The sequence below is a fragment of the Enterococcus ureasiticus genome, assembly GCF_001730285.1.
Taxonomy (GTDB): domain Bacteria; phylum Bacillota; class Bacilli; order Lactobacillales; family Enterococcaceae; genus Enterococcus_L; species Enterococcus_L ureasiticus.
In genome coordinates this window covers 223,237-249,300 of sequence record NZ_MIJZ01000015.1, presented here as the reverse complement: position 1 = coordinate 249,300, position 26,064 = coordinate 223,237, and the positions used below count along the sequence as shown (strand labels likewise).

Genomic DNA, 26,064 nt, shown 5'->3' with positions numbered 1-26,064 from the left:
TTAAACCCCCGGTAGTTCAATAATAATCATGTCTTCTTCATACATTTCGGATAGAAATGATACCAACTCATCTTTTGAATAAAGGTCATTATAAACTAATTTTTTAATTGAAATAGGAGTGTTAGATATTTGACGCACTATACTATACGACTCACCTTCAAAATAGTATGTTTCTTTAGACTCAATATTCTGTATTATTCCTGATTCTGACGCAACCTCACTTAAATCGCTTACAGTAAAAGTTGAATTATAGTATACGCTAAATGAATTGAAAATAATATAATCAAAAATATCTTGTAAGGAAATTTGTTTTTCGCTATCAAAAAAATCGATATCGAAGTCTATATGATAAGTATCTTCTAAATCTACAAACAATTTTATAAATTCTAGTGAATCAAGCCCTAATTCGTTTATAGGTATGTTTAAGGGTAAATTTTGAATTTCTTTTGTAATACTATCTATTGAAGGTGTCTCTAATAGATCTATATATATTCTAGAAGTCACTCATAATACCTCCATTCTTTTTCGCTGTTTTTTCCATAAAACGATATAGGACAATGCTTAATAAAAGACAAACAATAGCGATTTTAAGTTCTGAAAAAACCATTGAATTGTCAAATTCTCCTGAAATACTTGCTCTGGCAGCCACAATTCCATTTCTTGTGGGAAAGTATGTACTAATCAATCGAAGTATTGAAGGATATTTGTCAGTACTAACTATGCAACCTGAAAAAATGAAGATTAATGAGGTTGTCAAGTTTAATAATAAGTTTGCATTTTTTAAAGGTAGAGCGATGGGTACAAGTAAAAAAGATAATGATATTCCAGACAACAACGTAACCATAGAAGAAATAAATAAGTTAATAAGGTTATGAATTGAGAGTGCTGTATTGGTTAAAAAAATCAGGATAGACATATTTATGCAAAGGAAAAGTAGAGCCTCAATAGAAAAGAAAATCATTTTGTCTATACACAATAATAAAAATGAAGTTGGGGAAGCCATCTCTAACTCTGTTACTTTTAGTTGTTTACTGAACCTGACAGAATTAGACAAGTTTATTCTTATAGTAGTATTCATTTTATTTAGAATTAAACCTGTCATCATCACTATTAGATTTACACTGCCCGTAATAGTAGTAATTATCATAGTGTAGAGATAGTATTCCAAAATGGGATAAAAAACCATTTGAAGGATTTTTACTTTCAAACCATCCAAATTATTAGTAGCTTTGAATGTTAGTAGTGCTCGTTCAATATTCATTGTAAGATCCTGTATTCTTTAGTTTTTTTTCATAATAATTCATCATAAAATGATAGATTATTAAAAAAGTTATGGAAATAATAATTGATATGAACGTCTCTGTATTGAAGAAGGAATTTCCAGAAACTGTTTCTCGAAAAGACGCTATAGCCCATTTACTAGGTGTCAAATTAGTTAACAGGTTTAATAAAATTGATGAATTATCATTGCTAAGCCAAACTCCAGAAAATAATATGAAAGGTGTAACCAGTATATTTTGAAGCTCCAAAGGATTTTTACTGTTGCCTAAAATGATTGAAAAGATGCAACCAATACTGGCCATAGACAGTGTTAAACAAAATAAAATAGAGAATAGGCTTCCAATTAAGTTTATAACGGTAATTTCTACTCTAAATAGGATGAAAGCATATACAAATGTAAGAACTAATGGGATTAGCGCTACGAATGAATAGGCAATATTCCTTGCCAATATTATGTTTTTTAATGGTGTAGAAGTACTAGAGATTAGCTCTAAAGTTCCGTTCCATTTTTCAATTAGAAATGAGGAGCTACAACTATATAGACAAAAAGTAAAAGATGACATTAAACCAGAATATAATAAATATTCGGCTGTCAATTGTCGGTCAGAAGTGTATGCAATTAAGAAAGAAATTAATAAGTTGAATAAAGGTTCAAACAAAAGAATAAACTGATATATTTTGTTTTTTAGATTAATAAACCATTTTAAGTTATCAATAATTAATAATACTAGGTCACTCATATACGATCTCGCTTTCTTGAAAAATTTAACATATATACATCCTCTAGTGTCAAATTTTTTTCTTCACAAGTAATGGCTAGATGTTTCATTTTGCTCAAAACATCTAGCTCATATACCTTATTAAAGAAAGTCAGATAAATAAAATTCCCGATTTCTGATTGTTTTACAATTTCAATCTCGTTCTTTTTAACTACTTCATTAATACATTTTAGATGCTTTTTTTCGAAATAAAGTAAGTATTTACCTGTCTTTTTAGCTGCCTCTGTTTTAAGAACTTCTGGGTGGGCGATTTTATTAAAAATACCATTCTCCAAGAATGCTATTCTGTTGCATAAATCATCGGCTTCCTGCATGTAGTGAGTAGTGAAGATAATAGTCTTCCCTTCACTCTGGATGTTTAGTATGATTTTCTTTAACAATCTTGCACCATCAGGATCAAGCCCTACGGTAGGCTCATCAAGAAATATTATTTTAGGATCATTAATCAATGATCTTGCTAAATGAACTCTTTCGATCATTCCTTTAGAGAAAGAATTTATTTTTCTATCTTGATATTGATCTATATTCACTTTCCCCATTAAATTTTTTACTAAATTAGGAATTCGATTTTTTTCTATTTTATATAAGTGGCAAAAATAGACTAAGTATTCCTTTGCTGTTAATCGCCCATATACACCTTTCTCCCCGCCATAAACAAAATTGATGTTTTCACGAATAATTTTTGCATCTTTTTCGACATCGTAATTCAGAATAGACACATTTCCTTCTGTTGGACTTAGAATTGTTGATAGTATCTTTATCAAAGTAGTTTTTCCTGCGCCGTTTGGTCCAAGAATTCCAAAGACTTCACCCTCATATACTGAAAAATTGACATTATTTAAAACAGGTATAGTTTTTTTTCCTTCTTTAAATGAACGATATAGATTATTCACTGTAATTATTTCAGACAAGTATTAACCCTCACTTCCTTTTGAAATATTATAAATTTTATTGAGAAGTTTGCTTTCTTTTTCAAGTACTGGAGTATATTTTGATAAAATCAAAGACAAATTTTTGTTATCTCGAATAGACATTTTTAGTATGAATAAGCAAAAGGCATCCCACGCTTTTATTATTTCATCAGCTTTATCGATATAAAATTCTTTATAATATAGAGTGGCATAATAATCTCTTATAAATTTTCTGGAAGCTATAAATCCATAAAATCTAAGATCATAATTCAGATTTGTTAAGCTATTAATTTCTAAATAATTCTTTAAATGTTTTATCGTCAGAGGATTTTTTACCAACTTTGATATCACTTTTGGAAACATCTCAACTGTCAATTTGTTCACGTCAATTTTATGACTTGGCTTAGAAATAAGTAATCCTGTGAGTATTTCAGAAGAGTTACTAAATAGTACCTCAATGTCTATCCAGCCCACAAATGTACTGTGCTGTAAATCTGGAATAAAACCATCATGAATAAAAATTTTTTTTTTATCTTCAGATATTCCAACTATATTGATATAGTGAGTATTATCTGAAATTTTTTTTATATTAGAATAGCAACAGATGATTATAGATGAGACTTTTATTATTAAGGAATATGTAGACTTAGTACTCATATAAGAAATGAAGTTCTTGAAATTAGACTTGCTAACTCTGAATTCATTGAAGTATATGTCTAATCTATTTAGTGCGAGATAACTATTTTTTTTTTGGTTGGCACCAAGGTAATTAGAGCTATAGCAAAAATCATAGCCTTCACCAATAATATATAAATCTGAAGGATTTATGATAATACCAAGGCTATTTAGAGAAAAAACTAGGCTGGAATTCAAACATTCATAACTTTTTTTCAAGATATCTAATCCTTTCATCGAAAAATTAAATATAACTAATTGCTATTAAAATAAACATAATGGTACGCATAGTGATATAATAGTATAAAATTATTCTACACTATTTCGAATGGAAAGGATAGATGTTTTAAAAAAAAAATTATTTTGTATAAGGAGAGAGAAAGTATGGATAAAATAAAAAATATGTTACAAGAAAGATGTGATAGTACCAAAATCTTGACCAAAGATTCATCAGGAATGATCACTTATGCAGAAGCACATAATTTTGCAAAAAAAATGGCAACACTGATTAATGGTTGTAATGTTGGAAAAAGCGCATTGTTGTTAGTGAAGAATTCAAATAATTATGTATTAGGTTATTTTTCACTTTTGTATGCAGATAAAGTGATTGTTCCCATATATTATGAATCTACTCCAACTGAGGTAGAATCTGTCTTAAGTTATTGTGAATCGAATTTTATTGTATGCGATTGTTCAAGTGAGAAATTTTTGCGGAATATCCTTAAGGATATTCAATATAGTGTTACTTTGTTAAATATTGAAACTACTCAAATTATTAATCTTAATTCTCAACTTCGCAACATAGTTAATAGTATTCAGTTTGAAAAACAGTTAGAAGATGTGGTTTTACTTCTTCAAACTTCCGGAACAACTTCTTCTCCTAAAAGAGTGATGCTGACTAACAAAAATTTGATTTCAAATGTGATAATGCATACTAGCAGTGTTAATTTATGCGAAACCGATGTATCATTAATTATTTTGCCTTCATGCTTTGGGTATGTGAATACGGCTCAACTATTGTCTACAATTTATGTTGGAGGGACAGTTGTTTATTACGATGGTTTGTTACATTTAAAAAGGCTTATAAATGTTATTAATCAACATAATATAACGAATTTCACTTGTGTTCCACAAATAGTAAAGATTTTCAATGAATTAAATACTGAGAAAACTAGTTTGTTGAAGTCATTACGTTTTGTGAATTTTGGTGGAGCAGCCTTAAGGAAAGACGATTTAAACATGTTAATGAGTAAATTGAAAGGAGTACAGCTTATCCAAACATATGGACAAACTGAAGCATCACCAAGATTAACTTCTCATTGTTTTTCTAAAGAAAACCCTATGTCAAATAATATTGGGAAACCTTTAGATGGTGTTCAAATGAAGGTCGTAGATAAGGACTTTAAAGAATTACCTACTAGGGAAGTTGGCGAAATTGTAACAAGGGGTTCAAATGTAATGAAAGGTTACTTCAAGGATATAGATAAGACAAAAGCAAAGATCAGAAATGGTTGGCTACACACTGAAGACCTCGGTTATAAGACTGAAGAAGGAGACTTCTTTTTTTTAGGTAGAATAAAAAACATTATTATATGTAATGGTCTCAACATTTTCCCGGAGGATATTGAAGATGTAATTGCTACTTTTCCTGGAATTAAGGACTGTATAGTTATTGGAGAAGAGGATGCATCTGCGGGAGAAGTACCAGTTGCTAAGTATAGTAGTGTAACTGAAATCGATTCTCAAAAATTACGAGAATATTGTTATCAATTTCTTTCTAAATATAAAATTCCAAGAAAATTTATCAGAGTAAAGAGTGTGAGAAAGACATATAATGGGAAAAAAATTCGAGAATAGAATAGAGCTAATCAATCCAACTTTTTATGAGAATTTTAATAAAATATTATTTAGGAGAATAAGATTAAATGAACCAATTTTGTAATTAGCATTAAAAAAAATGAATACTCGTCCAAACTCAAAAGTGGTATTTTTTAGAATTACGCGACTATTTCTTTTCTGTTTTTAAATCTATTGAGTCGAGGTATAACAAATTTGTTTAAGTTATAAGTAAGTTGCTGTATTAATAAATCTAGGAGTGCTTTTTTTCAGCTGTATAATGACTTTGATTAAGCATTGAAATTCCCTTTCATAGTGGGTATGTACACACTATACCCAAGAATATTGATAGAATGGCTAGCATATTGTATAAGTGATAGTTAGTTGACTGTTTGGTTTTCCAACCTCTTTTACAGAATCCATATTTATCTGTGAGTGGGCAATTTGTAAAATCACGCTTCGATTGTACAAATTTCAATGCATCATATCCTTTGTTTATTAATACATGGATTTCTCAAACGCCAAACATTGAAATTTTTCTCATGACAGGAACAGCGACAGACTTATCTTCCGTGAAAAGCTGAAGAAAAGACTGTTGTCAGGACATATTGTACTTTGAAGAAATAGCAAAATGATCTTTTTGTCCATACCAATAATTGTTCTTCCCAGAATTATTTGCCTTGATTTCTCACAATGGGTATTTCGGGATTATTTATAAAATATTTTCTATTACTATAGTTGTTTGTTTCCACTATCTCTTAAGTATAGGATTTTTTGTTTTCTTCGCTTTCGAAAATGCTTTATTAACACTGGCATCAAATGGAACATCTCCGGAGAGAATTTCGGAAGCCTCATAATTTTTTTTGAGTAGCTGGTTTTTAAGCTCAGTGTTTGTGGTTAGTAAAGAGAAGGTGCAAAAAATTATCTCAGAAGAAGTACGTTCTGAATAGAAAAAAACTAGTGAGAGCTTAAACTGTGAATTACTGGAAGATAATTCACGGTTTAAGTGGTACCAACATTTGTTAATTTGTTAAAAATTTGTACAATGGGATTAAATCTAAATGGTAAGGCATTGCCTTTTGTATGTTTTAAATTCTTGTGTGATGAAAGTTTGGAATTATGAAGTTGGTTGAAATATAGTACAAAGAGTTTTGAAGTAGACTTGAAAAGTATTTTTAAATATTGTAGAGAGGGTGAAATTATGAAAGAGAAAAAAAAGATTGAGAGTATTCTTATATTAATAATAAATGAGTTAAAGGATTATAAAAATTTAGATGTTGATACAGATATTGTAGATGATCTAAATTTTGATTCACTAGAGATAATTAACTTATTAGTGATTGTTGAAGATAAATTTGATATGGAATTTGATGGTGATGATATGGTGCTTGAAAATGTTAGGACAATAGGGTTATTGTCTGGATTGGTAATCAAACAATTAGATAAAAGATAATCTGTATATATAAAATAGACTAGGTTATATAAAAAAATTAATAGTATCAGCTACTTAGTTTCTGAAGAATCAGGTTCTATACTTTCTGATGTTGGTGAAAAATCACCGGCATCAGAAAGTATAGAGCCTAAAAAAGAAGAAACATCTGAATTAACGGATGTTTCTTCTTTTTTGTTATTAATATTCACCAGAAAATAATTCATCCAACTGTTTTTGAACATCTTTATTTTCCAAGAATTCGTCATAAGTTGTATCCGCACGGTCAACTACACCCTTATCAGATACAGCGATAATACGGTTTGCTAATGTTTGAATAAACTGGTGGTCATGTGAAGCAAATAAAATTGCGCCAGTAAAAGCCATTAGTCCATCATTCAAAGCTGTGATTGATTCTAAATCTAAATGATTTGTAGGATCATCTAAAACAAGTACATTTGATTTAGATAACATCAACTTAGATAACATCACACGAACTTTTTCGCCCCCTGAAAGCACGTTAACTGATTTCAGTACGTCTTCACCAGAGAATAACATTCTTCCCAAGAAACCACGTAAAAATGTATTGTCATCTTCTTCTTTACTTGCAAATTGGCGTAACCAATCTAAAATTGTTAAATCAGTATCGAAGTCTTTGCTATTATCTTTCGGTAAATAAGCTTGAGTTGTTGTAACACCCCAACGTACGCTACCTGTGTCAGGTGTGATTTCACCCATGATCACTTTGAACAAAGTTGTTGTAACGATATCATTGTCTGCAATGAATGCTACTTTATCAACGTTATTTAAAGAGAATGAGATATTGTCTAAAATCTTCTTACCATCAATTGTCACAGAGACATTTTCCACATGGAGTAAATCATTTCCGATTTCTCTATCTGGAGTAAAGCCAACAAATGGATAGCGGCGTGAAGATGGTTGGATATCATCTAAAGTGATTTTATCCAACATTTTTTTACGAGAAGTCGCTTGTTTTGATTTCGATGCGTTGGCACTGAAACGAGCGATAAAGTCTTGTAATTCTTTGATTTGCTCTTCTTTTTTAGCGTTAGCGTTTGATTGTAGTCTTGACGCTAATTGACTTGATTCTAACCAGAAATCATAGTTACCAACATATAATTTGATTTTTCCAAAATCAAGATCGGCCATGTGCGTACATACTTTATTTAAAAAGTGACGGTCATGGGAAACGACGATAACAGTATTTTCAAAGTTGATCAAGAATTCTTCTAACCAGTTGATCGAACGAGTATCCAAACCATTGGTCGGCTCATCTAGTAGTAAAACATCAGGTTTACCGAATAGTGATTGCGCTAGCAACACTTTGACTTTTTGACCAGCTGTCAGTTCACTCATCTTTTGGTCATGCAGATTTTCAGGGATGTTTAAACCTTGGAGTAAAACAGCCGCTTCCGGTTCAGCTTCCCAACCATTTAATTCCGCAAATTCACCTTCAAGTTCAGCTGCTTTGATCCCATCTTCATCCGTGAAATCTTCTTTCATGTAGACAGCATCTTTTTCTTTCATTACTTCATACAAACGTTTGTGACCCATAATAACCGTTTCTAGAACAGTATTATCTTCAAAATCAAAATGATTTTGTTTCAAGATAGCCAAACGCTCATCAGGACCTAGAGCAATATTTCCAGTCGTCGGTTGAATATCGCCAGATAAAATCTTTAAGAACGTTGATTTACCAGCGCCATTAGCACCAATCAAACCGTAGCAGTTACCGGGTGTGAATTTAATATTTACATCATCAAAAAGTTTGCGGTCTGAAAATAGCAAACTTACATCATTTACAGTAATCAATTGTTTTCCTCACTTCATATAGAATAGTTAAACCTCTCTGCATTATAGCGAGGAAACCCATATTTTTCAAGGAATTTCAGACTTTTTCAGAAATACCTTAGGGATTTTACTAAAATGAGACCACTTTTTATAAAATCCTTGTTTCATGTGAAACATTTCAACAAAAGGTTATTAGTGTACTTTTGAAACGATACACTGTATGATACACATGAAATTAGTGTATCTTTTAAACTATTTAGCGGTGAAAGGAGTAACGAGAATGAAGCGTATAGACCGAATTTATCTTTATGTAAAAGAACAGACCGAGAATCTCACATCAAGTGATGTTTCCTTGGGAAGCGGTCTGACGACTGAAGATGTCTCAAAGGCCTTGAGTATTCAAAGAACAAATGCTAGTAAAGACTTAAATCAGCTCGTTCGAGAAGGGTTGTTAGAGAAGACAGAAGGACGTCCAGTTAAGTATGTTGATAAAACCATTTTTAAATATCAACCTTTATCCAAACCAGTAAAAAGTTATCGTGAGCACAGCCTCCTTGAAGAGCACACAACATCTGCGAATCCTATACATAAGTCAGCTAAAAAATTTGCTGGAGAAGACATTTTTAAAGGAATGATTGGCTCTACTGGTAGTATGAGAACGCCTGTTGAACAAGCAAAAGCTGCTATCTTATACCCACCAAAAGGATTGAACTGTTTGATCACAGGACCAACAGGCTCTGGAAAAACGTATTTTGCTCATGCTATGTTCCAATTTGCATTGTTAAATCATGTGATCGATCCAGATAAAAAACTAGTTGTTTTTAACTGTGCCGATTATGCCCACAATCCTGAATTATTAATGTCTCACCTCTTTGGTTATGCTGAAGGAGCATTTACTGGTGCAACGAAAGCCAAAGAAGGAATCATTCATGAAGCAGATGGAAGTATTTTGTTTCTTGATGAGGTTCATCGCTTACCGCCAGAAGGACAAGAGATGGTCTTTTATTTTATGGATCATGGGACATATTCAAGGTTGGGAGAAACAGTTAAAAACCGTCGAGCAGATGTGCGGATCATTTGTGCCACAACTGAAAATCCAACCTCTTCTTTATTAAATACCTTTGTTCGTAGGATTCCGATCATTATTCAGTTACCTAATTTTATTGATCGACCTGCAAAAGAAAAAATCGATCTGCTTAGAGTAATGATCTCGATGGAAGCCTCGCGTATTCAGAAGAAAATTTCTTTATCAGAAGATGTAGTGAAAGCTTTGATTGGGAGTGTTTCTTATGGAAATGTAGGTCAGTTGAAGTCAAATGTTCAATTAGTGACAGCCAGAGGTTTTTTAAACCATATCGACCAAGATGAACTGACGATCACAATCGATGAATTGACTGATAGTATTAAAGAAGGCATGATGCAACTCGCTAGCAATCGTGATGCATTGGCGGAACTATCTAAATATTTAGAACCGCAAATGATCGTTACACCAAATGAACCTTTAGTAACGATACAGTCAGATTCGTATGAGCTACCATATAATTTATATGAAATTATTGGGGATAAAGCAGCCCTATTAAAAGCTGATGGACTAGAACAAGAAGTGATCAACAATTTTATTACAACAGATATCAATGTTCATTTAAAATCTTTCTATAAAGACCATGGTTTTACGTTTGATACTGAAAATAAGTTAGCAGAAATCGTCGATCAACGTATCATCGACGTCACAAAAGAAATCTATAATTTTGCCAAACAAAAACTAAATTATAATTTTCAATCAAATTTTATTTACGCTATGAGTTTACACATCAGTTCGTTTTTAAAACGAATCCAAAATGGCGAAGATCGTCAGCATCAATTAAATGAAAATATCAAAAACATGGTGCTGGATTATCCAATAGAATTTGAGACAGCACAAGAAATCAAACGAATTATCGAAATCAATTATCAAATGAAAATCCCTGAATTTGAAACCTATTACCTAGCAGTTCTACTGATTTCACTAAGGGAAAATAAAGATGCAGGACGGATTGGAATCGTAGTTGCTGCTCACGGAAAAAGTACGGCTACAAGTATGGTTCAAGTGGTCTCTCAATTGTTGAATGTTGATAATCTAAGAGCGGTCGATATGCCGTTAGAAATGCAGCCGAAAGAAGCGCTACGTCAAATCGTCAATGTAGTCAAAGAAGTCAATGAAGACAGTGGAGTAATTCTTTTAGTGGATATGGGTTCTTTAGCTACTTTTTCAGATGAAATCACACGGCAAACAGGAATCGAAGTTCGAACGGTCGATATGGTTACAACACCAATCGTTTTAGAAACAGCCAGAAAAACGACGTTGATCGATACGCAGTTGGACACGTTATATGATTCACTGAAAAACTTTCAAGGGTATGCTGAAATCCATCAAGAAAGAGAAATCGATCCTTTGGAAACTTGGAAAAAACGAGTGATTATCGCAATCTGTGCTTCTGGTGAAGGGACAGCCAAACGAATGAAAGAAATGATCGAAGCAGCTGTTCCACCGCAATTAGGCTTAGAATTAGAAGTATTACCGTTGTCTATTATCGATATGAAAGAACAACTTATTGCGATTCAAGAAGAGTATCGTGTCATTGCTACAACGGGTATTACCGATCCTAAAATTGCCGCACCGTTTATTCCGATGGAAACCTTTTTCTCTGGTGAAGCTGAGTCTGTGATCGATCAGTTATTGATGGACAGCGACATCTATGTAGAAACAGAAGAAATGGATGAGCCAAAGGCTAAAAAAATCTGTATTGATTATATGGAAGAAAGCTTTACCTTCATCAACCCCAAAAAAGTGATCGATCCTCTATGGGAATTTGCAGATATTATCAGAACTAAGCTTGATCTGCGATTGGATTATTCTTTTTATATTAATTTAGTCATGCATTTAGCAGGTATGATGGAAAGAATACTACAGCACGATACATTGACGCTAACAGAAGAAGAACTAAGTCAGATTTCAACTGATCCTAGTTTCGAGATCGTAACGAGCGCAGCAGCTCATCTAAAACAACTAATCAAAATAGAGTTGCCGATGGAAGAAATCTATTATATTATTCAGCTGATTAAAAATACACAGTTGAATCAAGCACAAAATACAGAAGATACACTACAGGCAATACACAAAGAAGATACACTATTTTAGTGTATCTTCTTTGTGTATTTTCTTAAAAAAAGCCTTAGTTTTTCGTTAATTTTGACAATACACTAATTTTGGCACGAAAATTGCTTTAAATAAGTTAGTGGATGAAATCTGTCTATTGTTCAATCAATCCATTGTAATGATTTGGCTGATCTTGCTAGTCGTTATTTTGGCAATAAATGGCTGGGCATAGTATTTTATTAATAATGAGTTAAAAATTTGCAGATTAAAACATCCTGAAAAAGGAGAACATTACACATGATGGATATTCGTTTAGTGCGAATCGATGATCGTTTGATCCATGGACAAGTTGCGACTGTCTGGACCAAAAGCACAAATGTAAACCGAATCTTAGTCATTAGTGATGCAGTTGCATACGATACACTAAGAAAAGCATTGCTTGTACAAGCAGCACCACCGGGTGTAAAAGTAAATGTCATCACGGTTGAGAAGATGATTGATATTTTTTCAGACGAACGTTTTGACAGCTTAAAAGTAATGTTGTTATTCACAAATCCAGAAGACGTAAAACGTGTGGTAGAAGGCAAGGTAGTATTCAACTCTGTCAATATTGGCGGAATGAGTTTTACCAGTGGCAAACGGATGATCACAAATGCTGTTGCGGTTAATAAAGAGGACATCGCAGCGTTCAAGTATTTACATGAGCATGGTATTACGTTGGAGATTCGGAAAGTGGTTGCAGACAGCAAAGTAGATTTGATGGAATTACTGAAAAAAGAACAGTTAGTTTGATTCTTTTTCAGCTTCTATATAAATGGCGTGATGGACTGACTGAATGTTAATTGTCGTATCTTATGCATAGAATTGGAAGGAGTGGTTCGATCGATCAAAGTCAATGCATGGAGTGATCGTTGAGTAATAGGTAGTTATCAAAAATCATCTGACAGATCGCAAGAAGTAATTGAGAACACACAAAGTAACGCATTTTTTCTTTTTTATATTTTCTAGTTGGTGTTTTCCTCTGTTGATGATGGTAATGACAAAGTAGTTGAAAAAAATATAGGAGGTATCAAATTATGGTAGGAATTATTATTGCTAGCCATGGGGAATTTGCTCAAGGCATTTTACAATCCGGTTCCATGATTTTTGGTGAACAGGAAAAAGTACAAGCAGTTGTATTGATGCCTAGCGAAGGCCCAGACGATTTAAAAGCAAAATTGAAAGCAGCAATCGCAACGTTTGATGAAGAAGATGAAGTATTATTTTTAGTCGATCTATGGGGAGGAACACCGTTTAACCAAGCTAATAGTCTTTTTGAAGAACATAAAGACAAATGGGCGATCGTTAGCGGCTTGAACTTACCAATGTTGATCGAAGCATATGCGTCACGCTTCTCAATGAATTCAGCACAAGAAATCGCAACGCACATTCTTGAAACAGCTAAAGAAGGCGTAAGAATCAAACCAGAAGAGTTAGAACCAGCTGAAGCACCTAAAGCTGTTGCGGAAGATGCTCAGCCAAAAGGAGCATTACCAGAAGGAACTGTTGTCGGTGATGGCAAAATCAAGTTCGTTTTAACACGTGTTGATTCTCGTTTATTACATGGTCAAGTAGCTACTGCTTGGACAAAATCGGTTTTACCAAATCGAATTATTGTTGTTTCAGATGCGGTATCAAAAGATGACCTTCGTAAAAAATTGATCGAACAAGCGGCTCCCCCAGGGGTGAAAGCGAATGTTATTCCAATCAGTAAAATGATTGAAATTGCAAAAGATCCACGTTTCGGTAATACCAAAGCATTATTACTATTTGAAAACCCAGAAGATGTGGTAAAAGTTGTTGAAGCGGGCGTGGATATCAAAGAAGTTAACGTTGGTTCTATGGCTCATTCAGTCGGTAAAGTAGTCGTAAGTAAAGTATTATCAATGGGACCAGAAGATGTTGAAGCTTTTGAAAAATTAGAAGACTTAGGTATCAAATTTGACGTTCGTAAAGTTCCAAATGATTCTAGTGCGAACATGGATGAAATCCTTAAAAAAGCAAAACATGAGTTAGCGCAAGCACACTCAAAATAATCCAAAAATTCAAATGAAAATAGGAGGCTTATCATGTCTATTATAACAATTATTTTAGTAATTTTAGTTGCCTTTCTAGCTGGTATGGAAGGAATTCTAGATGAATTTCAATTTCACCAACCGTTAGTGGCATGTACCTTGATTGGTTTAGTAACTGGTAACTTGGAAGCTGGGATCGTTCTTGGCGGAACATTACAAATGATCGCTCTTGGTTGGGCGAACATTGGAGCCGCAGTAGCACCGGATGCGGCATTAGCATCTGTTGCATCAGCAATTATTTTAGTATTAGGCGGACAAGGCGTTAAAGGTGTTCCATCAGCAATCGCGATTGCTGTACCACTTGCAGTAGCAGGTCTTTTCTTAACAATGATCGTTCGTACACTTGCTGTACCGATCGTGCATATGATGGATGCGGCAGCTGAAAAAGGCGATATCAGAAAAATCGAAATGTTACAGGTTTTAGCAGTATGTATGCAAGGGATCCGTATTGCGATTCCAGCAGCAGCACTTTTATTTATTCCAGCTGAAACTGTTCAAACAGCATTGGAATCAATGCCAGCATGGTTAACTGAAGGTATGGCTATCGGTGGTGGTATGGTCGTAGCGGTAGGTTACGCATTAGTAATCAACATGATGGCAACAAAAGAAGTATGGCCGTTCTTTATCATCGGTTTTGTTGTTGCAGCAATTTCTCAATTAACATTGATCGCACTTGGTGCTTTAGGTGTGGCTCTAGCGTTGATCTACTTGAATCTTTCTAAAATGGGCGGTTCTTCAAATGGTAGCGGCGGTGGACGCAATACTGGTGATCCACTTGGCGATATTTTAAATGATTATTAATCCTGAAGGAGGAGAGAAGAGACATGGCAGAAAAAATTGAATTATCCAAAAAAGATCGTTTAGCCGTTGCATGGCGCTCTACATTCATTCAGGGCTCTTGGAACTATGAACGTATGCAAAATGGCGGTTGGGCTTTCTCAATGATCCCAGCAATTAAAAAATTATATAAAACAAAAGAAGATCAATCAGCAGCATTAAAACGTCACTTAGAGTTCTTTAACACGCATCCATACATTGCTTCACCGATTCTAGGTGTAACTTTAGCGTTGGAGGAAGAACGTGCCAATGGTGCCCCTGTTGATGACGTAGCGATTCAAGGGGTTAAAGTTGGGATGATGGGTCCTTTGGCCGGTGTTGGTGATCCAGTATTCTGGTTTACGATCCGTCCGATGTTAGGTGCCTTAGGTGCTTCTCTTGCCATCGGTGGAAACATTCTTGGTCCAATCATTTTCTTCGTAGCTTGGAATATTATTCGTTGGTCATTTATGTGGTATACACAAGAATTCGGTTATAAAGCTGGTTCTAAAATCACAGAAGACCTTTCAGGTGGATTACTGCAAGATGTAACAAAAGGTGCTTCGATTTTAGGGATGTTTGTATTAGCAGCTCTGGTGCAAAGGTGGGTATCCATCAAGTTCCTTCCAATTGTTTCTACCGTTAAATTGGATAAAGGTGCCTATGTTGAATGGGACAAACTTCCAATCAATGGTTCAGGAATTCAAAAAGCATTTGAAGAAGTTGGCTCAGGTAAAGCACTCTCAGCAATGAAAGTAACGACTTTACAAGATAACTTAGATCAATTGATTCCTGGATTAGCCGCTTTACTATTAACATTCTTCTGTATGTGGTTATTGAAGAAAAAAGTTTCTCCAATCGTTATCATTCTTGGTTTATTCGTAGTCGGTGTACTTGGCCACGTAATCGGATTATTATAATCTGTCTATGAGTTTTATGCTTGGGATAAAGCCAGTTGGTTTTGTCCCAAGTTTCATTTACATAGCTTAATGCGTTAAAAACACATATAATAGAGACTATAAATCACGGAAGAAATGGAGCAGATAAAATGGTTCAATCACTGAATACACAAGTAGATTTCATAACAGATGCCACCGCTTTTACAGGACTTACGGATTACGGAAAAATTATGATCGGCGATAAAGGTTTTGAATTTTACAATTCCCGTGATAGCCGAAAATTTGTCCAAATTCCTTGGGAAGAAGTTGATTATGTGATTGCGTCTGTCATGTTTAAAGGCAAATGGATTCCACGTTACGCGATTCAAACGAAGAAAAATGGAACATTTACTTTCTCTTCTAAACAGCCCAAAAAAGTGCTTCGTGAAATACAAGAATATGTAGCGCCAGATCATATGGTGCAATCTTTAGGATTTTTTGATGTGATCAAACGTGCGTTTCGATCATTGGGTAAGAAAAAAGGATAAAAAAAAAGGAAGCTCACTTCCTTTTTTTTTATCCTAGTTTTTTCTAAACTTTTGATTATCACGTGCAACACCCAAGATACTGACAAGAATGATGACTACCCAAAGAATAATCTTTAAGCCTGTCGACACAAAAATCGGATTGACTATCCCAAGCAAAACAGCACCTTCCAATACTGCAAAAAACGTTGTGATATAGATCCCAGCAGCATTGTTCATTTTGAAGCGGAATTGCACGATCAATAAGCAAATTGAAAGAATAAATAAGATGGCCGCAAATGCCTGATGAGAGAACAATACATAGCCGACAATACCATTCATCTTCTTATCGATAATAGGCATTAAAATACTGGCAATCCAGAAAAGCAACGCCAAGAGAGCGAAAAAGTAACTTTTTTTCCTGTCACTGGTAAAGGCGGAGTATTTGATCGAAATAAGCCCTAATATTGCGGTTGTGATTAAAAGAATCACAGGTAGCACCGTGTTGAACCAATTTATGGAAACAACTGGCTGTAGGAGTAAATCAAATAAATTATATTGCAGAAGAATTAAGAAAAAGACAAATAAAAATTTACTCCAATACTTCTCAGAATCATTTGGTAGTTCTGCTAAAATACTATCGCTGATTTCTTTCGGATTTTTTCCGAAAAATTCTTGTGCAGAAGTGCCATTTTTTTGTGCATCTAAAATATCCTGCAAAATTTCTAAAAGAGTTTCCTCTGTTTGATGCTCATCTTTATTCAAATTTACACGGATATAAACGAGAATATCTTCATAGTATTTTTTATTTTCTGGATTTAGTTGCTTTCTCAGTTCGTTGTTTTGTTTGATCATATCTGTTGTTTTCATTTTCAGTCCTCGTTTTCTTTTTCCATAATATTATTTACGCCTGTTGAGATCAATGACCATTGTTTTTCAAATTGTTGCAAGTAGGTTTCGCCAGTTGATGTTAAAGAATAGTATTTTCGTTTCGGTCCTTCAGAAGAGGGGCGCATTTCACCAGTGATCATTTGCTGTTTTTGGAGTTTGAGTAAGATAGGATAAATGCTCCCTTCGCTAACCATATTCAAACCATATTCTGATAAGAGGGTGGTCATTTCATAGCCATAAACCGTCTTTTTTTGAATGATTTTTAAGATACAGCCTTCTAGCAAGCCTTTTAGCATCTGAGTCGCGTCCAATAGAGTACCTCCATCACATTTACGTTATGTATCTTATAATACAATATACCACTAACCTGCTATCTTGTAAAACAATATAGCGAATAGAAAAATAATGACAATTCCTCATCTTTTATAAAAACTGTGACTTACAGGGGCTTTATTTTTGACTATACCAATTTTTAGGAGTACCATAAAAGTGTAGAAAGAAATATTGATGAAAGAAGTGGGAATTTATGAATGAAACAAGAAAAACGGGTGTAGATTGGGGATCTTTAGTACTAGGAGTTCTTTTTGTACTAACATCATTATTATCATTTCAAGATCCAGCCGGAAACTTGATTGCAATCGTAATGGTTTTCGCTATATTTGCTATTTTAAAAGGAATTTTTGAAATTTTCGCTCGTAATAGAATGAAGGAATTAACAGGATACAAAGCGTATGCACCAATTGTTTTAGGTGTAATCGATATTATTATCGGTGTGTATTTCTTATTTAACTTAAATATCGGGGTTGCGGCTTTACCATTTATATTTGCAATCTGGTTTATCTTAGACTCTGTTTTTGGACTATTTGCTTTAGATTTGGCGAAATCAGTTAGTACTGGCTACTTCTGGTTTACATTAGTCGTGGATGTTTTGGGGATCATTTTAGGGATCATGTTATTGATGAATCCTTTATCTTCAGCACTGACATTAAGCTTTCTAGTTGGATTTTATTTTATGCTTTTTGGTATCACACATATTGTTTATGCATTTAGATAAAACGAGGAGGAATTAGTTATGACAAATTATGCAGAAAAAGAAGTAAAATTAGTAGAAAAAATCGGTAAAGAAATGGATAAGTTAGATGTGACTCTTGAAAAAATGGAAGATACTGACAGCAAAATCAAACATTTTTATGAACAAGAAAAAGCGTTGCATGAAGTAAAATCAATTATCCGCAAAGAAAATAAGATCGAAAAAGAAGAACAAAAAGCACAAGATAAAGCAGTTAAAAATGCTGAAAATTGGATCGATGATCAAGAATCATTAGTTGGTCAAATCAATGCTGAAATCGATAAACTAGACACAACGTTAGGCAAAATCGATGGCGATGAAAATAAAGTGAAAAGCTACTTGGAACAAAAGAAAGCCATTCATGAAATCAAAAAAATCGTTAAAAAAACAGAAGAATTAGGATAGTGACCTGTTCTTAATTAAATAAGAAAAAATAGAGGATGATCTTGTTCAGATTGTCCTCTATTTTTTAAATTAAAAAATGCGTTATAATAGAAAAAAATACGAAGGAATGAGACTGTGAATTATCATCGTTTTAAATTACCTAAGGCATATTGTTCCAAATGTTCAAAAAAAGTAGAATTACTTTTTCCAGAAGATTCTTCAGGTCTGCCGCAATTTTATATATGTTTTAAATGTAAAACAGTCGGACAATTTGGTGTGGGGGAATTACCAACCAATGATTTTTCAGCTTTTTCAACGAAAAGAAAAAAAGAAATCCAAGAAACGGTTGAAGAAATTCCGAATAAATACATTTATAAAGCTCAAGGCAGTCAATTACGTTTGGAAGAAAAAACAGATACATACAAAAGACGTTGGCTAAGTCTTTATGAATACGAAAAAGCGTTTGGCGAAGAATTAGGATTTGAAACAATCGATTTTAGGGAAAATGTCGGATTATGTAAATGGTGTAATCAACCTTTGGAAGGTCGAAGAAGATCATTTTGCTCGGACCGCTGCAGCCGAAATTATGGTAAAGCGACTTTTTTCAAGCGGGGAATTTCAACGTTGCCTTATAGAATTGCCAGCAGAGATCGCTTTTACTGCAGAGTCACTGGTGAAGATTTGGCGATTACAAATCGTTTTGGCGTCAGAATTCCAGCGAGTGACCATCAAGTGGAAATCCATCACCTTGTTTTTGTATCAGCAGGCGGAAGCGATCATGAAAGCAATCTTTTAACGGTTTCTAAACAAGTCCATAAAGATTATCATATGGGTGTTTTATATGCCGTAAAAGCTATTGAAGAAATTAAAGAACAGCAATTGTTACTTCATCGAGATAAAATGTATACAGAAGAAAAAAATAAATAATTTTGAATTCTCAAAAAATTGTGTAAATTCTAATAAAATTGAGATAAAATAGTCTTCCCACTGTAGTAGAATGAAAATGGTATTCAACAAAAGTTAAGGGGAGATGGAAATGAAAAAGTTTGGGTTAGTATTTTTATCAGCAATTGCTATTATTTCATTAGCAGCATGCGGAGGAACGGGGTCTTCTAGTAAAAGTGGAGATGACAATAAGACATCAAAAAAAGTATCAAAATCTGAAATTGCATCTATTTCAATCGATGAAGGGGAGTATGTCGTTCCAAAGAAAGAGAATGCTGATGAAGGGGAAGGCTTTCTTGCGTTAAAAGTAACAATCAAAAATGAAACAGATAAAAGTTTAGATATGAGTGCGACGGACATCATGCTTTACGATAAAGAGGATAGCAAAATTGAGGCACTGAGTCTTTATTTAGATGACAGTAAAACACCTCTTCTTGCATATGAAAAAATTTCTGGTAAGAAAAGCAAAACGGGTTACATCGTATTTCCTGTAGAAAAAGAAGCGGAATATAAACTACACTTTGAACCAAGAATTTACGATGGGAAAAAAGAACCGAAACCAATCATTCTTGATGTAGATGCTTCTGAGTATAAAGATCATAGTGATGATGCGATTAAGGCAGCAACAGCTTTTGTAGATGAAGTCTTTTTAGCTACTGAAAATAAAGAGTACAACAAACTAGTTGCGAATGATCGTGATGAAGCCGTTAAAAACTTTGATGAAAACTTCACTAAAGCACTCAAAAAACAATTTTATGACTATAAAGTGACTGATGAAGAAGGCTTAGCACTTGCTAAGGTATTTAGAGAAGACAATGCAAAAGTTGCAACTGTTGAGTATGAGATTGCTTCGTATTTTCCTGATGTGGCTGAAGTAGCAGTGAAAGTGGAGGGATTGTCATTCAAAGAGATGAAGGATGACATGGAAGCTGCTAATAAGGAATATTCTGAAGCGCACAGCGATCAAGAGTTCGATGAGAGAAGTAAAGCGGCTCAAAAGGCAGAGTTAGATAAATTGCCTGAAATCTTAAAAAATTCAAAACCAGTAAGCATTGACGATTATGATGATTATAAAGTAATCATGAAGAAAAAAGATGATAAATGGGAAATTCAAACAAAAGGTTCAATCAATTACTTTGATAGCCTTGAACAAGCTTTCCGAGGAAATATGTACAAATAAACCGAAAAAACGATTCAGCTCTTAAGTGAGCTGAATCGTTTTGTACTTATGAAGCTGCAAAAAGTCATACTAGTCTATTTTTTAATAATACCGACGACGATTATTTGACGGACCTGAAATCATACGAACTAACCAGACCGCAATAGCCACAGGAATCATGATTTTAATTGCAAACCACAATAGACCACCTAAAAGTCCAAGTACAATACTTAAAATAATACTTCCTACAAAGAAAAATCCGATGACCATTAATATATTCATTACCATTGAGCGTTGTCTCATTTTAAAAACCTCCATTTTTTCTCTTGTTCTCTATGAATAAAGTATAGCAAGAATCCTTGGGCACGGAATCCACCTTTAGGCTGATTTTCTCTCCATCTTTAGGCGGGGCATAATCATTGCGTTTACCTAAAAAGAACGTAAAATAAAAATAAGGAGATGAAAAATATGTCAAAATCAAGGTTAGAAGCTTTTACAGATGCCGTTATTGCGATCGTAATGACCATCTTAGTGTTAGAATTACATCAACCGACAACAGATACTTTAGCTGGTTTAGCTGGAGTTGAACGGAAATTATTTATTTATATCGTAAGTTTTGTACTGTTGGCAATTTATTGGAATAATCATCATCATATGTTTCAACTAGTCCATAAAATCGATGGACGTGTACTTTGGGCCAATAATTTTTTTATCTTTACATTGACATTGTTTCCATTTGCTACTGCTTGGATTGGGGATTTTATCGATAGTTTAATTCCTCAATTAACATATGGTTTGATAACCCTTCTAGCAAATAGCGCTTACTTGATACTGACTAGAGAGCTGATACGGGTAAACGGCAGTGATTCAAAATTAAGTGAATTTTTTCAGCGATACAATAAATCTTATGTCACGATAGTTTTGAATATTTTAGGTCTGATTCTAGGTCTACTGATCCATCCGTATTTTGTATTGATTGTAAATATCGGTATTTTGATTATGTGGATCATACCTGACCGTCGAATTGAAAAGCAATATAAAGAGTGAACGCCGGGTTATACTTTTCTATAAATTCAATGAAAGAAGATAAGGTAAAACTTTTTCAGTTTTATCTTATTTTTTTATATAAATAAACAAATGAATCGTGTATAAAATTTGTATATTCTCATTTTTTTACTATATTAGAACATTTTATGAAAACAACTAGGGTAGTTTTTAGGGTAAAATTAAAAATGATTGTTAAAAAAGAGATTAATAAACATAGAATTATAAAAAGTCATAGAGGGAATTGGAATATAAGTAGCATGGTGTCGCTTTATGCTGCCTTAATCCGAATAAACTGGTATTAAAAAGTTATTTTGACAATAAATGACCCATTCAATCTAATCGACTTTTAAGTAAGAGCTAGAAAAGTTGATGGTCTTGATTTTCAAAGAAAAATTTTGGTTCCAGCCTCTTTGAATTTAAAAAGGGTGTTTCTAAATAAAAAGGTAAGGTACAAGTAAAAAAGGGGCCGTTAGTACATATGGAGAAGTTGAGTCTTACAAAGAATACAACAGGAAGCAAAAAAGTTTTTTTAAGAAAAGAAATCGAAGCAAATCGATTAGGAGAAGAACTCTATTCAGACGATGTGCTGAGTCAATATTCTGTATATCTCCTAAGAAAATTCGAGTTAGCAGAAGACTATGAGCAGCCAGAGCAATTCGAGGCACTTTTAGCAGATCTTCCAGAACAATTTAATCATGAGTTTGAAGACTGTGTCGCAAAAAACCTTTACGTTCGTGTAACGCAAAAAGCTGTTTATGTTACACTACTTTTGGCGTTGGCACATCCGCTAAGTAAATTGCAAATCAGCGATTTACGCACATGGATCAGCAGTTTAGAAGTCCCAGAGTTGCCATTGGAGCATGTGACTAATTTTTCAGAAGAAGTCCCACTTGAGATGGTAAGAGGGTTGCAAGAGACCAACAGTGAAGTCCTGCTTTTAACAGAGATGATGAATCAGTTTAGTGAAAACCTAAATGATATCTACAAAGAAGTCCAAACTGTTAAAGACAAGAGAACGCCGCCAGTAGTTAAAGTGATCCAAAGCAAAGTCGCGGCTAAACAAGCATTGGAATCTGAAAATGCGAAACAACTAAAAACAGCCAATGAAAAAATTAAGCAATTAGTAGAAGAATTTTCAACCTTTAAAAGGGATGTAGAGGCTAAGTTAGCCAATCTACCGAAATCAAAGATACCACCAAAATTCAAAATTACATTGGGTCCGGGTGAAGAATCAGCTCCAACGTTAGAATCTCGTCTAGAAGAAGCACTAAAGCGCATTGATTCGCTAAGTCAAAAAATGAACCAGTCAGATCAGCAAGTTGCTGAATTGAATAAAATAATTGAAAAAAATAAACAAGTATCGAGACCTAAAGTGAATTTTTCAACTGCTAAAAAATCAGCAAATGAGCAAGTTAAATTAGCGGATAAATTAGATACAACTAGTAAAGAAGTTACGACGATTGCACATCAATTAGAGCAGATCAATGGTAAATTGAGTGCCGTAGAATCGACTGTTTTAGAACCAAAACCAGATTCAGAAGCATTAGAAAGATTAGAAAAAGATTATGAACAATTACAGGAGAAAACGACAGAAACGCTTAAATTGAGCCAAGTGATCGATCAATTAACAAACAAACTACAAAAAGTTGAAACTGAACTTACAACAGTCAAAAATAACAAGAAAAAAGTACCTACTGCTAAACTGACAAAAAGCGATTCATCGAAAAAGTTAGCAGAACAACACCAAAAAGATCAAGAACAACTAAAATCAAATGCGACAGAAATCAAAAAATTAACACAAACAGTTGGTAAAGTAGATGTTCAATTGATCAAAGCACATCAAAAAATTGCTGAATTAGAACAAAAAATGCGTCAAGCGGAAAAAGTCGCTCCAATCGTTAAAAAAGAACCAGTTTCAGCTGTTCAGCAGACACCTGTGACAAGAGCAAGCAATCCGATGATGGGACCGCCTGCACCACCACCAACGCGATCAGAGACACCACAGCAAAAGCCGGCTACACAAGTGAATAGAAGTTTTCCAACAAAAGAGACATTTCTACAAGCAAACCGACCAGCTAAATTGGTGATAGAAGCCGATACAGAAAGACCAACCGTTACTTTAGCGATCGAAGAAATGCTCGATCGTGTTTCAGAGAAGCATCCTGAAACAGTAGGAACCAAAAACTCTTGGGCATTAGATGAAGGATATAATCAAAATAGTGCTAACTCCCATGATTCACAAGGGCCATCATTACGCCGTTTGAAAAAATTAGAGTGGGATATTCATTCATTCTTCCAACAAGGACGCGGGATGGGGCATAAAGGAATGATGCCAAAAGATGATTTTTATGCGAATATCCGCCAAATTGAAGTGCTGCCGTACTTATGGGCATCTGTATATGAAAGAGAAAAGAAAGATATTTTGTTGGGCAATGAGCTGAGTAGTCAAAAACTGATCGACGATTTGAATGATTTTTTAGAAGAGATAGATGTATTGTCTAAGAAACGGAAAGTCATGGGTAAATGGATTTATTGCCCGAAAGAAGTGGAACAAAAGATGGAAGGATATAAACTATTGAGTGAATATCTGGAGACATATCTTGCACGACAAAGTGAAGGATAGCAATGGATTGTTGAACTATGTTTTGTAAATGAAGTGAAAATTAAAATACGACGACTATAACCCAGATTTTTACTGGCGTTAGGTTGTCGTATTTTAATAGGATTTATTCATAATGATAATTCTCTGATCCTGTGAATTAAGGCGTGTACCTTTTTGATGGTTTTCTGATGAAAACTTACTTTACGCACGATGCAAAAAAAAAACCCACTATACTAGACTAGAAAAATGTTTGTTTTTCTTGTATCTACTATAATGGGTGCTTAGTATTAATTGATAAAGGCATCTAAATTTCTAAAAGAAGCCTGTAAATTAACGGTTTAAAGAAAATGAATTCTGTTAGAAATTTTACAACTAGTGGGTAAATCCATGAACTTTTTCACCGCTATCGTGACCTAGAACGGTCGCAGTTGCTAACTCTTTAATTGCTGCTTTAAAATCTTCAACCATTTCTTCTGCCATCGGCATAGTTAAGTCTGCACGACAGACAAAGCGTTGGATGATGACATTGTCCATATCTTTTGGTAATGGATATGCTGGAACTTGCCAACCTTTCATGAGTAAACGATCAGCTAAATCATACAGTGTCCATTTCACTTGAGCGTCTTCTTTTAAGGTATAACAAACAATTGGGATATTTGAACCGTCGTTATAAATTTCAAACAATCCTGTTTCTTCAACGGATTTAGCAAGATACATAGCGACTTCTTTAGTTTCAGTGTGAACTTGACGATAACCATTGTGACCTAATTTTAAAAACATATAATATTGTCCAATAATTTGGCTGGCACTTCTTGAGAAATTGATTGCCATTGTTGGCATATGCCCGCCTAAATAGCTAACATCAAAAATCAGTTCTTCTGGAAGATATTCACGATCTTTCCAAATGACCCAACCAACACCTGGATAGACTAATCCATATTTGTGGCCAGAGGTATTAATTGAAACGACGTTTTTCAAGCGGAAATCCCAAACTAATTCTGGATTGACAAAAGGAACAAACATTCCACCACTTGCGCCATCAATATGAATAACGAGGTCAACGTTGTTTTTTACATTATATTCTTCGACCATCTTGTCTAGTGTCTTAATGTCATCAAATTTACCTGTATACGTAATCCCTAAAATACCTACGATACCGATCGTATACTCATCAACATAATCAAAGACACGATCTAAATCTAAACTTAAATGCTCTGGATCGACAGGAACTTCTCTAAGTTCAACATCCCAATAAACACCGAATTTTTCCCAACAAACTTGAAAGCCTGATGAAATAACTAAGTTCGGTTTTCTTTTTGTCACGTCAATTCCTTTTTTCTCTGCTAGATTACGCCATCTAAATTTCATAGCCATTCCACCTAGCATACATGCTTCACTTGATCCAACGGTTGAAGTACCAATAAAATTCTCACTCGGTGCATTCCAGAGATTTGCTAACATATTTACGCAAGAGGCTTCTACTTTTGCTGTTCTTGGATATTCAGATTTGTCGATAGCATTTTTATCTAATGTTTCAGACATTAACTTGATTGCTTCATCATCCATGTAAGTTTGGCAAAAGGTTGCTAAATTTTGTCTTGAATTACCTTCATCGATTAAGTAACTTTTGATCGCATCATACGCAATTTCAGAGCCAATGCCATCTTCAAAAAATGTTTTTGAAGGTAATTTTTGGGTAGAAAAATCTTTGTTTGTCATAATAATTCATCCTATTCTCTGTTTATTTTTATAAACTTTGTACAGTACAAACTAGTT

Annotated in this window: 24 protein-coding genes; 14 read left to right on the top strand and 10 right to left on the bottom strand. The window is 34.0% G+C overall.

The features are described from left to right. The 5 genes from BCR21_RS13740 to BCR21_RS13720 are packed head-to-tail and all read right to left on the bottom strand — an operon-like array spanning nucleotide 1 to nucleotide 3,865. Nucleotides 1–504 carry an acyl carrier protein gene (locus BCR21_RS13740; protein WP_069647034.1) on the bottom strand — a complete coding sequence of 168 codons (504 nt, stop codon included), beginning with the start codon at nucleotides 502–504 and terminating at the stop codon, nucleotides 1–3. Beyond that, nucleotides 494–1,261 carry an ABC transporter permease gene (locus tag BCR21_RS16705; RefSeq protein WP_084013325.1) on the bottom strand — a complete coding sequence of 256 codons (768 nt, stop codon included), beginning with the start codon at nucleotides 1,259–1,261 and terminating at the stop codon, nucleotides 494–496. Before BCR21_RS16705 ends, BCR21_RS13740 begins: the two co-directional genes overlap by 11 nt. Then, a complete protein-coding gene (locus tag BCR21_RS17360; RefSeq protein ID WP_084013324.1) occupies nucleotides 1,251–2,021 on the bottom strand; it encodes an ABC transporter permease in 771 nt (256 codons plus the stop codon). Before BCR21_RS17360 ends, BCR21_RS16705 begins: the two co-directional genes overlap by 11 nt. Beyond that, nucleotides 2,018–2,971: an ABC transporter ATP-binding protein gene (locus tag BCR21_RS13725; RefSeq protein WP_069647031.1), complete on the bottom strand. Its 954-nt coding sequence runs from the start codon at nucleotides 2,969–2,971 to the stop codon at nucleotides 2,018–2,020. The genes BCR21_RS17360 and BCR21_RS13725 overlap by 4 nt, the downstream gene beginning before the upstream one ends. A 3-nt stretch (nucleotides 2,972–2,974) precedes the next feature. Beyond that, complete coding sequence (locus tag BCR21_RS13720) at nucleotides 2,975–3,865, bottom strand: hypothetical protein (RefSeq protein ID WP_069647030.1); 891 nt, start codon at nucleotides 3,863–3,865, stop codon at nucleotides 2,975–2,977. Between the two features lie 165 nt (nucleotides 3,866–4,030). Between BCR21_RS13720 and BCR21_RS13715 the strand changes: the two genes are divergently transcribed. Continuing rightward, nucleotides 4,031–5,503 (top strand): class I adenylate-forming enzyme family protein, encoded by a 1,473-nt coding sequence (locus tag BCR21_RS13715; protein ID WP_069647029.1) that lies wholly within the window; start codon nucleotides 4,031–4,033, stop codon nucleotides 5,501–5,503. Between the two features lie 1,180 nt (nucleotides 5,504–6,683). After that, entirely contained in the window at nucleotides 6,684–6,935 is a 252-nt protein-coding gene (locus tag BCR21_RS13710; RefSeq protein ID WP_069647028.1) for an acyl carrier protein, read from the top strand. A 177-nt stretch (nucleotides 6,936–7,112) separates the two neighbouring features. On the opposite strand, the gene BCR21_RS13705 is transcribed toward BCR21_RS13710, so the two are convergent. Further along, entirely contained in the window at nucleotides 7,113–8,744 is a 1,632-nt protein-coding gene (locus BCR21_RS13705; protein WP_069647027.1) for an ABC-F family ATP-binding cassette domain-containing protein, read from the bottom strand. 259 nt (nucleotides 8,745–9,003) lie between these two features. Between BCR21_RS13705 and BCR21_RS13700 the strand changes: the two genes are divergently transcribed. From BCR21_RS13700 to BCR21_RS13675, 6 genes are all read left to right on the top strand, one after another. After that, entirely contained in the window at nucleotides 9,004–11,901 is a 2,898-nt protein-coding gene (locus tag BCR21_RS13700; RefSeq protein ID WP_069647026.1) for a sigma-54-dependent transcriptional regulator, read from the top strand. A gap of 255 nt (nucleotides 11,902–12,156) precedes the next feature. Next, nucleotides 12,157–12,651 carry a mannose/fructose/sorbose PTS transporter subunit IIB gene (locus BCR21_RS13695; protein WP_069647025.1) on the top strand — a complete coding sequence of 165 codons (495 nt, stop codon included), beginning with the start codon at nucleotides 12,157–12,159 and terminating at the stop codon, nucleotides 12,649–12,651. A gap of 284 nt (nucleotides 12,652–12,935) precedes the next feature. Next, nucleotides 12,936–13,934 (top strand): mannose/fructose/sorbose PTS transporter subunit IIA, encoded by a 999-nt coding sequence (locus BCR21_RS13690; RefSeq protein WP_069647024.1) that lies wholly within the window; start codon nucleotides 12,936–12,938, stop codon nucleotides 13,932–13,934. A gap of 33 nt (nucleotides 13,935–13,967) precedes the next feature. Further along, nucleotides 13,968–14,774, top strand: coding sequence for a PTS mannose/fructose/sorbose transporter subunit IIC (locus BCR21_RS13685; RefSeq protein ID WP_069647023.1), 807 nt, complete (start codon nucleotides 13,968–13,970; stop codon nucleotides 14,772–14,774). 23 nt (nucleotides 14,775–14,797) lie between these two features. Further along, nucleotides 14,798–15,709 (top strand): PTS system mannose/fructose/sorbose family transporter subunit IID, encoded by a 912-nt coding sequence (locus BCR21_RS13680; RefSeq protein WP_069647022.1) that lies wholly within the window; start codon nucleotides 14,798–14,800, stop codon nucleotides 15,707–15,709. A 128-nt stretch (nucleotides 15,710–15,837) separates the two neighbouring features. Continuing rightward, nucleotides 15,838–16,215 (top strand): DUF956 family protein, encoded by a 378-nt coding sequence (locus BCR21_RS13675; protein WP_069647021.1) that lies wholly within the window; start codon nucleotides 15,838–15,840, stop codon nucleotides 16,213–16,215. 33 nt (nucleotides 16,216–16,248) lie between these two features. On the opposite strand, the gene BCR21_RS13670 is transcribed toward BCR21_RS13675, so the two are convergent. Together BCR21_RS13670 and BCR21_RS13665 are read right to left on the bottom strand one after the other, a co-directional pair. Beyond that, nucleotides 16,249–17,061, bottom strand: a complete 813-nt coding sequence (locus BCR21_RS13670) for a hypothetical protein (protein ID WP_069647020.1) — start codon at nucleotides 17,059–17,061, stop codon at nucleotides 16,249–16,251. Nucleotides 17,062–17,063: 2 nt separating this feature from the next. Beyond that, nucleotides 17,064–17,393, bottom strand: coding sequence for a PadR family transcriptional regulator (locus BCR21_RS13665; protein WP_084013323.1), 330 nt, complete (start codon nucleotides 17,391–17,393; stop codon nucleotides 17,064–17,066). Between the two features lie 215 nt (nucleotides 17,394–17,608). On the opposite strand from BCR21_RS13665, the gene BCR21_RS13660 reads away from it, so the two are divergent. The 4 genes from BCR21_RS13660 (at nucleotide 17,609) to BCR21_RS13645 (ending at nucleotide 20,660) form a co-directional block, all read left to right on the top strand. Then, on the top strand, nucleotides 17,609–18,136 hold the full coding sequence (locus BCR21_RS13660) for an HdeD family acid-resistance protein (RefSeq protein ID WP_069647019.1): 528 nt from the start codon (nucleotides 17,609–17,611) through the stop codon (nucleotides 18,134–18,136). 18 nt (nucleotides 18,137–18,154) lie between these two features. Beyond that, nucleotides 18,155–18,556 carry a hypothetical protein gene (locus BCR21_RS13655; protein WP_069647018.1) on the top strand — a complete coding sequence of 134 codons (402 nt, stop codon included), beginning with the start codon at nucleotides 18,155–18,157 and terminating at the stop codon, nucleotides 18,554–18,556. A gap of 114 nt (nucleotides 18,557–18,670) precedes the next feature. Continuing rightward, on the top strand, nucleotides 18,671–19,462 hold the full coding sequence (locus BCR21_RS13650; RefSeq protein WP_069647017.1) for an HNH endonuclease: 792 nt from the start codon (nucleotides 18,671–18,673) through the stop codon (nucleotides 19,460–19,462). A gap of 109 nt (nucleotides 19,463–19,571) precedes the next feature. Continuing rightward, nucleotides 19,572–20,660 (top strand): DUF5105 domain-containing protein, encoded by a 1,089-nt coding sequence (locus tag BCR21_RS13645; RefSeq protein WP_069647016.1) that lies wholly within the window; start codon nucleotides 19,572–19,574, stop codon nucleotides 20,658–20,660. An 81-nt stretch (nucleotides 20,661–20,741) separates the two neighbouring features. Here the strand turns inward: BCR21_RS13645 and BCR21_RS13640 are convergent, their stop codons facing one another. Then, on the bottom strand, nucleotides 20,742–20,942 hold the full coding sequence (locus BCR21_RS13640; RefSeq protein WP_084013321.1) for a hypothetical protein: 201 nt from the start codon (nucleotides 20,940–20,942) through the stop codon (nucleotides 20,742–20,744). 165 nt (nucleotides 20,943–21,107) lie between these two features. On the opposite strand from BCR21_RS13640, the gene BCR21_RS13635 reads away from it, so the two are divergent. After that, complete coding sequence (locus tag BCR21_RS13635) at nucleotides 21,108–21,686, top strand: TMEM175 family protein (RefSeq protein ID WP_069647014.1); 579 nt, start codon at nucleotides 21,108–21,110, stop codon at nucleotides 21,684–21,686. 478 nt (nucleotides 21,687–22,164) lie between these two features. Further along, on the top strand, nucleotides 22,165–24,309 hold the full coding sequence (locus BCR21_RS13630; RefSeq protein WP_069647013.1) for a hypothetical protein: 2,145 nt from the start codon (nucleotides 22,165–22,167) through the stop codon (nucleotides 24,307–24,309). A 351-nt stretch (nucleotides 24,310–24,660) separates the two neighbouring features. Here the strand turns inward: BCR21_RS13630 and gad are convergent, their stop codons facing one another. Then, the gene (gad, locus tag BCR21_RS13625; protein ID WP_069647012.1) at nucleotides 24,661–26,007 is read right to left on the bottom strand and encodes a glutamate decarboxylase; all 1,347 of its coding nucleotides are present in this window, start codon (nucleotides 26,005–26,007) and stop codon (nucleotides 24,661–24,663) included. Between the last annotated feature and the right edge of the window lie 57 nt (nucleotides 26,008–26,064).

Excerpts from the sequence above, each read along its gene's own strand:
- BCR21_RS13685 (WP_069647023.1), top strand. The coding sequence starts at position 13,968 with ATGTCTATTATAACAATTATTTTAGTAATTTTAGTTGCCTTTCTAGCT.
- BCR21_RS13670 (WP_069647020.1), bottom strand. The coding sequence starts at position 17,061 with ATGAAAACAACAGATATGATCAAACAAAACAACGAACTGAGAAAGCAA.
- BCR21_RS13655 (WP_069647018.1), top strand. The coding sequence starts at position 18,155 with ATGACAAATTATGCAGAAAAAGAAGTAAAATTAGTAGAAAAAATCGGT.
- BCR21_RS13635 (WP_069647014.1), top strand. The coding sequence starts at position 21,108 with ATGTCAAAATCAAGGTTAGAAGCTTTTACAGATGCCGTTATTGCGATC.
- BCR21_RS13630 (WP_069647013.1), top strand. The coding sequence starts at position 22,165 with ATGGAGAAGTTGAGTCTTACAAAGAATACAACAGGAAGCAAAAAAGTT.
- BCR21_RS13675 (WP_069647021.1), top strand. The coding sequence starts at position 15,838 with ATGGTTCAATCACTGAATACACAAGTAGATTTCATAACAGATGCCACC.
- BCR21_RS13690 (WP_069647024.1), top strand. The coding sequence starts at position 12,936 with ATGGTAGGAATTATTATTGCTAGCCATGGGGAATTTGCTCAAGGCATT.
- BCR21_RS13660 (WP_069647019.1), top strand. The coding sequence starts at position 17,609 with ATGAATGAAACAAGAAAAACGGGTGTAGATTGGGGATCTTTAGTACTA.
- BCR21_RS13645 (WP_069647016.1), top strand. The coding sequence starts at position 19,572 with ATGAAAAAGTTTGGGTTAGTATTTTTATCAGCAATTGCTATTATTTCA.
- gad (WP_069647012.1), bottom strand. The coding sequence starts at position 26,007 with ATGACAAACAAAGATTTTTCTACCCAAAAATTACCTTCAAAAACATTT.
- BCR21_RS17360 (WP_084013324.1), bottom strand. The coding sequence starts at position 2,021 with ATGAGTGACCTAGTATTATTAATTATTGATAACTTAAAATGGTTTATT.
- BCR21_RS13640 (WP_084013321.1), bottom strand. The coding sequence starts at position 20,942 with ATGAGACAACGCTCAATGGTAATGAATATATTAATGGTCATCGGATTT.
- BCR21_RS13680 (WP_069647022.1), top strand. The coding sequence starts at position 14,798 with ATGGCAGAAAAAATTGAATTATCCAAAAAAGATCGTTTAGCCGTTGCA.
- BCR21_RS13695 (WP_069647025.1), top strand. The coding sequence starts at position 12,157 with ATGATGGATATTCGTTTAGTGCGAATCGATGATCGTTTGATCCATGGA.
- BCR21_RS16705 (WP_084013325.1), bottom strand. The coding sequence starts at position 1,261 with ATGAATATTGAACGAGCACTACTAACATTCAAAGCTACTAATAATTTG.
- BCR21_RS13710 (WP_069647028.1), top strand. The coding sequence starts at position 6,684 with ATGAAAGAGAAAAAAAAGATTGAGAGTATTCTTATATTAATAATAAAT.
- BCR21_RS13700 (WP_069647026.1), top strand. The coding sequence starts at position 9,004 with ATGAAGCGTATAGACCGAATTTATCTTTATGTAAAAGAACAGACCGAG.
- BCR21_RS13715 (WP_069647029.1), top strand. The coding sequence starts at position 4,031 with ATGGATAAAATAAAAAATATGTTACAAGAAAGATGTGATAGTACCAAA.